Here is a 10,694-nt window from a genome sequence, read left to right as displayed (position 1 = left end):
AATGACATCGGATGAAGAGTTCGACGACTACGAGAGGGTGCTGCGCAGCGACCGCAGCCGGCGCGTCCGTCTGTATCTGCTGGTGCTTCTGATCGGTCTCGGCGTCACGTTCGCGGTGCTCTGGCACCGGATCGTCATCACCGTCGAGTCCGGTGAGGCGGGTGTTCTCTACCGATGGTTCACCGGCACCGAGATGAACCAGATCTACGGTGAGGGTCTGCACCTCATTTTCCCGTGGGACCGGATGTATGTCTACAACGTGCGCCTGCAGACCAAGGAGCGCGCCTACACGATGCTGACCCAGGGCGGACTGCCGATCGAACTGGAGATCGCCGTCCGCTATCAGCCGGACCTGCGGCTGCTGCCGCTGCTGCACGTCACGGTCGGCCCGGAATATCTCGACAAGATCGTGTTTCCGGAAACCGAAGCGGTACTGCGCCGGGCGGTCGGCCAATACACGCCGGAACAGGTCTATACGAGCGGACGCGGCTTCCTCGAATCCATCGTCGTCAGCAGCCTGACCAGCGTCGAGGACCGCTACGTTATCATCGACGACGTCCTGGTCCGCAGCGTCGAACTGCCGGCCGCCGTACGTCTGGCGGTCGAGCGCAAGTTGACCTTGTCGGAAGAGGAGAAGTCATACGAATACCGGCTGGGGATCGAGCGCCAGGAGGCCGAGCGCAAGGCGATCGAGGCCGAGGGCACCAGGCGTTACCAGGACATCATCCGGCAGAGCCTGAACGAGGATCTGCTGCGCTGGCAGGGCATCCAGGCGACGCGCGACCTCGCGAACTCACCCAATTCGAAGACCGTCGTGATCGGGTCGGGCGCTGACGGGTTGCCGATCATTCTCGGCGGCGATCGGTAGGGATGATGGCGGACCAAAGCGACCCGGTGCCGGTACGAGGGAAGCCGATCGTTCGGCGGACATGGCCTTGGCTGGTCTTGGCGGCATCGATCGCAGCGCTCGGCCTCCTGGCGGTCGCGGAACTGACCGGCACCACGTCGTTTCACACCCGCTCTCCCCGTCTCGCGACGCTTTTCGGCCCGCCTGACGATCGGCTGAGGGTGGTCGCGGTCTACTCCTCGGATGACGACGAGAAGAATTTCGTCCGCGGCGCGCGAATGGCGGTCGATAGGCTGAACGAGGACGAAGGTGGCGTTCTCGGTCGCCAGGTCGTGCTCGAACTCGTCGCCGAGGAGGCCCATTCGGAGGATCGGGCACTGGAGCGAACGGTCAGCGAGACGCTGGATCTCTCCCACAGCATCGCCCGCACAGACAATCTCCTGGCCGTCGTCGGGCATGAGTGGTCCGATACGGCCGTGGCCGCGAGCGCGGTCTACAGCCGCGGCGACGTCCTGTATCTGGCGACCCACGCTACCGCGCAGTCGCTGACCAACCACAACTTCCAGACCGTCTTCGCGCTGCAGCCGAACAATGGCACCAACGCCGAGATGATGGCGAACTACGCCTTGAAGAACAGTCTGAGTCGCTTCATCGTCCTGTCGGACAAGACGGACTATGCCAAGGAGAGCGCCAACTTCTTCACCGCCGCCGCCACGAACGCCGGGGGCGAACTGGTGTTCCGGGGCTATGTGTCGAGCAGCCAGCGTTCGAACGACCAGTTGCTGATGTTCATTCTCGAAAACAACGCTTTCGCCCGGACCGATTTCGACGCGATCTTCGTCGTCTCGTCCTCCCTGGCGGAAACGGCGGATTTCATCACCCGGGCCCGGGCGTTGGGGGTCCGCGTACCGATCCTCGGCATGGAATACATGTTCTCGGCCAGCATCGAGAAGGCCGTCGGCAAGGCCGCGATGCTGGATGTCGTCGGCGTGTCGCTCTACGATCCCGCCAACATCTCCGAGCGGGCAAAGGCTTTCTCCACGGCGTTCCGCACGGAATTCGGCGCCACGCCGGATCTCGATGCGGCGCTCGGCTATGATGCGGTGACCCTGCTCGGCGACGTCGCCAAGCGAGCCGGAACCGTGGAGGCCAGGGCGATGGCCGACACGATGAAGGTCGCCCGCTACAAGGCGTCACCCTTCACCGGCGTCAGCGGCCCCTTGCTCTTTGACCGCACCGGATTGGTGACCGACACGGAAGTCTTCATCGTGCGCCACGACGGCGAGGAATTCCGTGCGGTGGCGAATTACAAGATTCCTCTCCAATGGGATAATGTGCCTTCGGACCACCAGAAGGTGGACAGCGGTCTGCCGGCCGCGCTGGACTAGATTGGATCGACAGATGACGATGCTGGTGAATCCTTGGGGTTTCCTGATCTGGGCGGTTGCGAGCTGGGTCATCGGCATGCTCGGCCGCGATACGCGGTTCGGATTCGCCGGAAACTTCCTCATCTCGTTCTTCTTCAGCCCCCTGGTCGGGATCATCGTGCTGATCGCCGCCGACCGACGGAGACCGGTCGAGCCCCGGAAGCGCTTCAAGGCTTGAGGGAACGCGACGCCCCGCAGGGCGACATCCGCCTGCGGCGCGTCAGAACGAAAAAGCCGCCGCCGGTCAGGGCAGCGGCTTTCGTCATTTGTGCCGGGCGCGGTGCCCGGCAGGCGGGCGTGTCAGGAAGCGGCTTCTTCCTTGAAGCCTTCCTTCCGCGCTTTGCCTTTGACCTTGCGAGCGAGATCCTTGCCGCTCTCGAACTGCTCCTTGTAGAACGCCCGCATCTTGCTGGAATCAAAGTCGAGCAACGTACCGCCGTCCTCGTAGTGACGGATGATGGACCGTCCCACGGCGTAGGTCGATGCGCCGGCGACGACGGGCAGCGAGACCATCCCGACCATCCAGCCGATGCCCGGGATCAGCTTCGTCGCGCTGGCCGCGACCATGTACCCGGCGCCGTAGCCCAGCACGCCCCCCGCGAGGGCGTATATCACCTTCCGGCCCGCGCTTTCGGAGAACGGCCGGCTGTAGAGATGCGACAGCTTCTGGATCATCCGCAGCTGGATCGCGACCACGGCGGCGATGTCGAAGAAGGCGACCGGAACGATACTGGCCGCTGTCGCCGCCAGAACGTAGTCCTTGATGAGGTTATCGGCGACCAGTTCGTGCTTGGTATCGTCGAGTTCGTCGAAGTCAGCTTCGAGGGCGGCTGCCTTCGCTGCGGCGTCCGCATCGCCGCCCGGTTCTTCTGCTATTCGCGCCGTCGCACTGTTCGCCATCGATTGCCTCCCAAGGCTTCTGCCGGGTCGAAGAACACGCGGCGACAAGGATTTCGTGCGGAATACACGAGCCATGTAATTGCCTAGCAAACGTACTCTTCCCTACCGACAATGGGAAGGGTTACCGCAAGCAAATTACTGCTCAGCCGCCACCGCAGGGCGTGCGGTCCGGCGCCCGCTCAGGCCGGCGCAGCGGAAGCCGCGGCATGCCGCGCGGGTCGGGATTCGGACAGGCTGTTGAGATAGGCCTCGCCGATGATGCGGACGAGCACCGCCGCCGAGATGGAGCCGACGACCATGCCCAGCATCTGCGCCGCCGGCACGAGCCCGAGCAGTGTCGTCGCCGTCAGCCGGGCGATGCCGGGCGCGGCGACGCCGGCGAGGAGGGCGGTTGCCATTCGCCGACTGCGTTCGGGGCGCAGGCGCCGCCCGTGCAGGTGCGCCAGCTTGCGCAGCATCCGGTCGACGATTGCCGAGATGGCGGCGATATCGACCAGCGGCAGCGGGATCAGTCCGGCGAAAGCCGCCATATTGGAGTGGCGCTCGATGACCAGCCGGGCAGCGGCGGTCCGAAACGCCATCCGCGCTTCCCGCCGCACGCGGGCGTCGACCGCCGCAGCGGGCGGAGGCGCGGCGGGTGCCGGATCCGATGGCGCGATTATCGTTGCATCTGGGGTCGCGGCGCCCGGCGTTCCGGCCTTCTTCCGGCGCGGCGCCGGGATCGACGGGCGAGGGGGCGGGACGACTTCGGCCGGGCGGAGGTCTTCCAGCGTCTGGGAGGATGTCCGCGGAAGCTTCCTGCTCATGCGCTCATGGCCCTGCTTGCCCTATCCAGCAGCGGCTCGATCTCCTCAGCGATCGCGGCAATCTCGCGATCGGCCGGATTGCCCGGCATGACCATGCTGGGAGTCGCGCCGAAGAGGCCGGCCTCGGCATAGGCTACACGGTTGAACATCTCGCCGTCGAGCAGCGGAAACCCGCCATCCGTCAGTTCCTCGCGGACATGCCGGGCGATCACGCTGCCCCGCGTCGTCTGCGTGAGGACGCAGCGGAAGGTCGGTGTCCATCCGGGAACGCCGTGCATCAGGGTCTTGACGGTATCCATCATCCTGTCCACGTCCAGCGGCGAAGCCTTGACCGGGATCAGCACGAGATCGGCTGCGGCCAGGGCGGCGACGGTGATCTCGCTGTCGAAGCCCGGCGTGTCGATCACGGTCACGTCTTGGCCGCCGGATCGCCGCCGGACGGCGTTCCAGACATCGGCGTTCGCCCGCTCGAACAGTGCGACGCCCCCCAGCGCCTTGGGGCGCTCGGCGAGCCGCATCGCCGAGCGCTGCGGGTCCGCGTCTACCAGGAGCGTGGTCCTGCCCTTCAGATGCCAGTGGACGGCGAGACAGCAGGCCAGCGTGGTCTTGCCGCTGCCCCCCTTCAGCGATGCGACGGCAATGACGGATCCACCCATACGGTTCACATCCCGCCGTTTTCCTGTTGGCCAGGGACCTCGCGCCGGCAGGCCAGGTGGCCGCGACGCATGTTCAGACCCTGCCCCCCTTGGCTTGCCCGCGCCTTGCCGCGGCCGGCATCGATGCCCCTCGATCGGTTCGTAGGGCGATCGCGCCACGTTTGACGACCCTAAGGCGACGACGGCGGCGCGGCCAGGATCGACTGGATGCGCTGCGCCGCGTTGGAGCGAAGATTTTCGAAGAACAGTGCATAGTCATAGCCGTGATAGACGCCGGCGGGGAAAAAGCTCTGCTTCACGCGGTTCGGATCCTTGACCACCACGGCCAGCCCGCCATCGGCAATCTCGGCGGAGGCAAAGCCCGGCAGCGTGTCGGACGTGCCGTCGGGATTGAAGAAGGTCGATCCGAGATTGGCGCTGGCGGGCGCCAGCCCCGTGTTCCGCGTCCAGGTCAGCGGATTGACGACGACGGCGCCGGGCAGGATCATCGGCGCTTTGCCCTGCTTGCCGGGAGCGACGGAGTTGTAGCTGACGAAGCAGCCGGTCTGGTCCGGGGTGTCGCAGATCGTCATCGCCGGATTGGCCCGAAGGTCCTCGTCGGTGATCGACCAGCCGATTAGATACCCGGCGACCAGCTGATCCTCAATGCCGAGCCGTCCCCAGTTCTGGACGAGCAGTTCGGTCAGCACGTAGGAGCCCTGGCTGTGGCCGGCGAGAATGAACGGGCGCCCCTTGTTGTGATGCGCCATGTAGTTTCGCATCGCACGGCCGACGTCGTCGGCGCCTTCGGCCACCAGCTTGGCCCGCGCCCCGTCTTCGAGGCCGAAACCCGCGAGATTCATCTGGCGGTAAAGCGGCGCGTAGAGGTTGGCCTGACCGGAAAAGACGCGCGCCTCGGTCGCAACCGTCTCGGCGGCTGCCTCGACGAGGTCTTGTCGGGAAATGTCCATCAGCCAGGCCGACTGGTCGGTGAGCACCGACGGGTAGACCCAGATGACATCGACGGCGAAGCGGTCCGGGTCGTCCGGAATGGCGAGCCAGCTATCCTCGTCGTCGTAGTCGGGCGCCGACGGTATCACAGCCTGCGCGGCGGGCGGCAAACGCTCCTCGCCTGTCGCAAGGGCTCGACTGCTCGTCTGGATCGCCAGAAAGGCGAGGATCGCAGCGGCAAACAGGATCGGGCCTGATCGCGCAGCCCCGCCATCGATGAAAGAGTGCATGGCCGACTCCCCATATCTGCAGGCGGGCCATCGATTTCACAAATGACGGCAGCGTCTGACTGACCCAGCATCGAGACATACCCCTATTGACGCAGGAGTCCATGTGGGTGGTGGAGGGCGTGCCACGCCGGCATCGTTGCCTGGGATGCCGCGTCCGTCGCGGTCGGGCTCGTCTTTGCAAAACCGGAGGGCTCTTCTGACAGAGAGAGGAGCTTGCGATGGGCAAGCGACATCGCCGATTCGCCAAGCGCTGGCGATGTGGTTCGGTAAAGGCATACCCCAAATGAACCGACGCCGAAGGCGGCTATGGGTGGAAGAACGAACTGTCGGCTCTCAGGTCTGATCATGAGAAAGTCGACATCGGAATGTTGAGGCTGAAGGATGCGTGATGCTCCTGCAATTCCGCCGAATTTCACATCCGACGCCAGTATTACAAGAGAGGAAAACGCCGCCCACCAGGGATCCCTTATCGCGGCATCAGGAGTGCAAAGGGCGGTTGCCGCCTTATCTGTCGAAGCCAACGGATCAACCGATGCGAGGAAAGTGCTGATGTCCCGTGAGAACCTGATAGAGGCGGAGGCGCTCGACCAGTCGGTTTGGCTCGTGCTCGATGTCCGGGACGAAGCGGACTACCGCGCGGGCCATTGGCCCGGCGCCGTGCTTGTGCCGCTGCGGGACTGGGAAATGGCGGGGAAGCAGGCCGAAACCGGATTAGCCAACACCGCGCACTGGGACACGCTGATCGGGGAACTCGGGATCGACGGCGATCGGCCTGTGGCGGTCTACGACGAGGGCCGAATGACCGAGGCCGCTCGTGTGTGGTTCATTCTGCGGCATTTCGGCGTGACGGCATCGGTAGTGGACGGCGGGTGGCGGGTCATCCGCTCTCGGCCGGGTTTCCAACCGGACGACACCGTCACTGAACCGCGGTCGGTGCCGTTCCAGGGCAAGCGCGGTGTCGGACCGGTTGGGCTGGTCACACGCGACGACGTGAAGGCTGCCTTGGGAACGCAGACGCGCATTCTGGATGCTCGTACCGCTGACGAGTTCGACGGCGTCGACATGCGCGGAAACGCCCGAGGCGGTCACCTGCCAGATGCCCGACGCGTGGGACATGCAGACCTGCTCCAGCCGGACGGTCGCCTGAAGTCGGCTGTCGACATCAAGACCATTCTGGAGGAATCGGGATTTCAGCCGGGCGATCGGATCATCACCCATTGCGACGGCGGTGGTCGGGCCGCCCTGGCGGTTTTGGCGGCCGTCGAGGCCGGGTATGTGAAGGTAGATGCCTACTACCTGAGCTTCTCGGACTGGTCCAAGGACGAGGCTTGTCCGATCGCGTCGGAACGGCAAAGCGCGTCATCCGATTGAGATATAGTCAAGCTACCTTTAGATCGGTTATCGTTATCGAGATCCGATTGTGAGGGCAGGTTTTGCGGTACGTGAGGAATGGAACATCAGGAGATCCTGTCCGGCCTCGTCCGTCTCCACGTGCTGCACCATGCGGCGGAGGGCGATCTCTACGGTCACTGGATGATCGAGGAACTGGCTCGACACGGTTACAAGGTCAGTCCCGGAACGCTCTACCCGATGCTCCATGCGCTCGAGCGCAAGGGATATCTTACATCGCGCACGGAGCGAGCGGGTCGCACGCAGCGTCGCATCTACCGGGCCACGCCCTACGGCGTCGAGGCACTGGCGCTGGCCAGGGGCAAAGTCGCGGAGCTGTTTCGTGAAGTCGCAGATGGCCGCAACCGTTCCTGACGCTCCGGGCGAACTCGGCCCACGGGGCGGAACGGCCGGAGAGGTCTTTCGGGCTTTTCTGAAACTCGGGCTGACGTCGTTCGGCGGGCCGATCGCTCATCTCGGCTACTTCCGCGACGAGCTGGTAACGCGCCGCAAGTGGATCGACGAGGCTGGCTACGCCGACCTCGTTGCCCTCTGCCAGTTCCTGCCCGGTCCGGCGTCGAGCCAAGTCGGGTTCGCGCTTGGTCTGCTGCGGGGCGGACCGATCGGCGCCTTCGCCGCTTGGGCGGCCTTCACGCTTCCCTCCGCCTTGCTCCTCGTCCTTTTCGCCTACAGCGCGACGGCGTTCGACGGCCGGCTTGGCGTTGGCCTGCTTCACGGATTGAAGATCGTCGCGGTCGCCGTCGTCGCGCAAGCGGTTTGGGGAATGGCGCGATCGCTCGCGCGGGATCGCGAGCGGGCAAGCATCGCGCTGGTTGCGGTGTTGCTGGTCGTGACCCTCGCCGGTTCGGTCGGGCAGGTCGCGGCCATTGTCGTCGGGGCGCTGGGAGGGCTGTGGCTCTGCCGTCATGCTCCCGCTGCAACGGTCGGGCATCTGGCGTTCCCCGTATCCAAACGAGCCGGGCTGATCGCCCTTGCTCTGTTCTTCCTGCTGCTAGTCTCTCTGCCCCTTCTTGCCGCCGCCAGTTCATCACAGGGCGTGGCCCTGCTGGACGCCTTCTATCGGGCGGGCTCGCTGGTATTCGGGGGCGGACATGTGGTTCTGCCCTTGCTCGAGGCTGAGGTTGTCCGGCCCGGCTGGGTCGGCCCTGACGCCTTCCTGGCGGGATATGGCGCCGCGCAAGCCGTGCCGGGTCCTCTGTTCACCTTCGCCGCCTACCTCGGCGCCGTAATGGGACCGGAGCCGGATGGCTTGGTCGGAGCCGTCATCTGTCTTGTCGCGGTGTTCTTGCCGGGCTTCCTGCTGTTGATTGGCGCCTTGCCGTTCTGGGATGCGTTCCGAACCCGTCCGAAGGCGCAGGCCGCCATGCGGGGCGCCAATGCGGCCGTCGTCGGCATTCTCGGGGCGGCGCTCTACGATCCCGTCTGGACGAGCGCCGTTCTCGGTCCATACGATTTCGCCTTGGCCCTGGCGGGATTTGTGCTGCTGACCATCTGGAAGGCGCCGCCATGGATTGTGGTCCTGCTCATGGGGTTAGGTGGGATGAGCCTGAGCCTGACCACAGCGACCGTCTAGTTTCTCGCTAGGCGTTCTCGCCGACCCCATCGTGACGTCCGTTTCCCGGCGATGAGCCACTATCCAAGTGCGCAAGTGGGTGCGTGAAGCTGATCCGGCGTTGGACAAGTGGATTGAGTGAGGAGATCAGCACGAGCGCAAGTGCAAAAGACGGTTTGAATAGTTTCTTGCAACCGGTATCAAATAATTTCCCTCAGGATGCAAAATCAAAACAGGCTCACTTGGATGGGTACGAAGTCTTCGCGGATCAAGCGGAGAAACCCTTAATGCCTTGCAAGGCAGGCTTCGCGAGTTCTCCTGCAGAGCCAGCCGACCATTGTGAAGTGATCCATTTGGATGGCCAAGTGATCCCTTTCAGACGTCAATGTGCTCTATTTTCAGACCACGAGAAGCGTGTAGGAGCCGGGCGGTGCGGTCTATCCTCAGCCAGCATTTTCGCGACACGCAACCTCACGCGGTTTCCAAAAAGGATCGTTGGAGATGCCCGTTTTAGAGCTTTCAGACGCCAGCCTCTATTATCTACAGGAGGGAAGGGGGCCGGACATTGTCTGGGTCCCCGGAGGGGATAACGTTGCAGCCGATTGGGCCGATCAGTTTGACTTTTTCTCCAGCCAATTTCGGAACACGTCCTTCGATCCGCGAGGCGCGGGTCAGACGGTCAGCCGGCGCGATCCGCCGTGGTCCATCGCCGATATGGCAAGAAATTGCGCTGATCTGATCGGGGCCGTTTGCGAGCCACCTGTTGTCGTCGTGGGGCTGTCGATGGGATCGCTCGTGACGCTGCAGATGGCTTTGGGTTATCCCGACCTCGTAAGTCTAGCCATTCCGATGGGGGCCGCCCAGAAGCCGACGGGCTTTTGCCGTGACTGGATGATCGCCGAGGTCGAATTCCGCAAGAATGGAGGCCGGCTCCCGCTGGAGTTCGCCATCCACCACTACGGGGCATTCATGTACCCGTCAGAAGTGCTCGGGAATGACCAGCTGTGGTCAAAGCTGCGTCCGTTTGTGGAGCGGAGCTATGGCGACCGTGCCGGGGAGTTCCTGGTCGCGCAATGGCAGGCATGCATCGATTTCGACGTGACGGACAGGCTTCCTAGCTGCAGAGTTCCGATCCACATCATCGGGTTCTCCCAAGACCTGCAGGCACCGCCCCGTTTCGGTGAGGAGGCTGCGCAGCTCGCCGGAAACGGCCATTTCCATTTGCTAAACGGTCTGGGGCATCTCTCGCTCGCGGGTCATAAACCCGAGGTCGTAAACGAGTGCATTGCCAGGATCATCGCTGATGCATCCCAGTCTGATCGCCGATAGAGACACCCGGTTCGTTCATGTTTGAAACCAGGTGCAATAAAATCAGCTAAGCGGTTCCAACACGGGTTCCAACGCGATACTATAACCGTTTGAATTAATTGTATTTTATTGGCTAGGTAGTTTTCCTGCCGGGCCCACCATATCGTTCAGACCATTACGCGCCGCCAATTCATATTGCCGCGCGAGAGTTGCGAGAGTTGCCGGAGCGGTTCCAGATCTGCTGGCATCGAGGTCGTGTCTTCGGCGGGGCAGCTCAACGAAAGTGACTCAGGGCTACCCCCAGCACGGGGCTTTTCAAGCATCCGTCCTTGGCATTTTGCCCGCCGCGTTCGCGCCCGCAGTAAGGGCATGCCAGCCACACTCCAGGTGAATTCTGCCGCGGGCATGAAAAACCGCGTCCGACATTTGCGCAATGCTCTATCCTATCCAGGCTTTGACCCGTCAAAGCACGGCTAAGAGCGCGCGATCATCAGCGGATTATTTCGTCAGCAGAATGGGGCGTTGCTTTCGTATTCCGATGTTACTTCAACGAAATAATTTACATTCC

The 10,694-nt window shown here is 63.6% G+C and carries 11 protein-coding genes; 7 read left to right on the top strand and 4 right to left on the bottom strand.

Features of this window, described 5'->3' with window-relative positions:
* Window position 1: 1 nt before the first annotated feature.
* The 3 genes from GTW51_RS01505 to GTW51_RS01495 all read left to right on the top strand — a co-directional run bounded on the left by GTW51_RS01505 (window position 2) and on the right by GTW51_RS01495 (window position 2,452).
* A complete protein-coding gene (locus tag GTW51_RS01505; RefSeq protein WP_163042105.1) occupies window positions 2-868 on the top strand; it encodes a prohibitin family protein in 867 nt (288 codons plus the stop codon).
* A gap of 77 nt (window positions 869-945) precedes the next feature.
* Window positions 946-2,235: an ABC transporter substrate-binding protein gene (locus GTW51_RS01500; protein ID WP_163042104.1), complete on the top strand. Its 1,290-nt coding sequence runs from the start codon at window positions 946-948 to the stop codon at window positions 2,233-2,235.
* 13 nt (window positions 2,236-2,248) lie between these two features.
* Entirely contained in the window at window positions 2,249-2,452 is a 204-nt protein-coding gene (locus tag GTW51_RS01495) for a hypothetical protein (protein ID WP_163041839.1), read from the top strand.
* Between the two features lie 122 nt (window positions 2,453-2,574).
* Here GTW51_RS01495 and GTW51_RS01490 read toward each other — a convergent pair whose 3' ends face one another.
* From GTW51_RS01490 to GTW51_RS01475, 4 genes are all read right to left on the bottom strand, one after another.
* Window positions 2,575-3,264 carry a YcjF family protein gene (locus GTW51_RS01490; protein WP_163042103.1) on the bottom strand — a complete coding sequence of 230 codons (690 nt, stop codon included), beginning with the start codon at window positions 3,262-3,264 and terminating at the stop codon, window positions 2,575-2,577.
* An 89-nt stretch (window positions 3,265-3,353) separates the two neighbouring features.
* The gene (locus GTW51_RS24275) at window positions 3,354-3,980 is read right to left on the bottom strand and encodes a DUF697 domain-containing protein (RefSeq protein WP_281354554.1); all 627 of its coding nucleotides are present in this window, start codon (window positions 3,978-3,980) and stop codon (window positions 3,354-3,356) included.
* Window positions 3,977-4,636: a ParA family protein gene (locus tag GTW51_RS01480; RefSeq protein WP_163042101.1), complete on the bottom strand. Its 660-nt coding sequence runs from the start codon at window positions 4,634-4,636 to the stop codon at window positions 3,977-3,979. Before GTW51_RS01480 ends, GTW51_RS24275 begins: the two co-directional genes overlap by 4 nt.
* A gap of 170 nt (window positions 4,637-4,806) precedes the next feature.
* A complete protein-coding gene (locus GTW51_RS01475; RefSeq protein WP_163042100.1) occupies window positions 4,807-5,856 on the bottom strand; it encodes a DUF3089 domain-containing protein in 1,050 nt (349 codons plus the stop codon).
* A gap of 549 nt (window positions 5,857-6,405) precedes the next feature.
* Here GTW51_RS01475 and GTW51_RS01470 point away from each other — a divergent pair.
* The 4 genes from GTW51_RS01470 to GTW51_RS01455 all read left to right on the top strand — a co-directional run bounded on the left by GTW51_RS01470 (window position 6,406) and on the right by GTW51_RS01455 (window position 10,147).
* Entirely contained in the window at window positions 6,406-7,227 is an 822-nt protein-coding gene (locus GTW51_RS01470; protein WP_163042099.1) for a sulfurtransferase, read from the top strand.
* 78 nt (window positions 7,228-7,305) lie between these two features.
* Window positions 7,306-7,620, top strand: coding sequence for a PadR family transcriptional regulator (locus GTW51_RS01465; RefSeq protein WP_163042098.1), 315 nt, complete (start codon window positions 7,306-7,308; stop codon window positions 7,618-7,620).
* Window positions 7,601-8,839, top strand: a complete 1,239-nt coding sequence (chrA, locus tag GTW51_RS01460; RefSeq protein ID WP_163042646.1) for a chromate efflux transporter — start codon at window positions 7,601-7,603, stop codon at window positions 8,837-8,839. The genes GTW51_RS01465 and chrA overlap by 20 nt, the downstream gene beginning before the upstream one ends.
* Window positions 8,840-9,319: 480 nt before the next feature.
* Complete coding sequence (locus tag GTW51_RS01455; RefSeq protein WP_163042097.1) at window positions 9,320-10,147, top strand: alpha/beta fold hydrolase; 828 nt, start codon at window positions 9,320-9,322, stop codon at window positions 10,145-10,147.
* Window positions 10,148-10,694: the final 547 nt, after the last annotated feature.

The sequence above is a fragment of the Aurantimonas aggregata genome, from assembly GCF_010500835.1.
In the GTDB taxonomy this organism is placed as follows: domain Bacteria; phylum Pseudomonadota; class Alphaproteobacteria; order Rhizobiales; family Rhizobiaceae; genus Aurantimonas; species Aurantimonas aggregata.
Note: the sequence above shows the minus strand (reverse complement) of the source record. Positions and strands in the feature narration are given on the sequence as shown.

What these genes read in the sequence shown, in the direction of transcription:
- GTW51_RS01455 (WP_163042097.1), top strand. Translation starts at nt 9,320, where the DNA reads ATGCCCGTTTTAGAGCTTTCAGACGCCAGCCTCTATTATCTACAGGAG.
- GTW51_RS01505 (WP_163042105.1), top strand. Translation starts at nt 2, where the DNA reads ATGACATCGGATGAAGAGTTCGACGACTACGAGAGGGTGCTGCGCAGC.
- GTW51_RS24275 (WP_281354554.1), bottom strand. Translation starts at nt 3,980, where the DNA reads ATGAGCAGGAAGCTTCCGCGGACATCCTCCCAGACGCTGGAAGACCTC.
- GTW51_RS01480 (WP_163042101.1), bottom strand. Translation starts at nt 4,636, where the DNA reads ATGGGTGGATCCGTCATTGCCGTCGCATCGCTGAAGGGGGGCAGCGGC.
- GTW51_RS01470 (WP_163042099.1), top strand. Translation starts at nt 6,406, where the DNA reads ATGTCCCGTGAGAACCTGATAGAGGCGGAGGCGCTCGACCAGTCGGTT.
- chrA (WP_163042646.1), top strand. Translation starts at nt 7,601, where the DNA reads ATGGCCGCAACCGTTCCTGACGCTCCGGGCGAACTCGGCCCACGGGGC.
- GTW51_RS01475 (WP_163042100.1), bottom strand. Translation starts at nt 5,856, where the DNA reads ATGCACTCTTTCATCGATGGCGGGGCTGCGCGATCAGGCCCGATCCTG.
- GTW51_RS01465 (WP_163042098.1), top strand. Translation starts at nt 7,306, where the DNA reads ATGGAACATCAGGAGATCCTGTCCGGCCTCGTCCGTCTCCACGTGCTG.
- GTW51_RS01495 (WP_163041839.1), top strand. Translation starts at nt 2,249, where the DNA reads ATGACGATGCTGGTGAATCCTTGGGGTTTCCTGATCTGGGCGGTTGCG.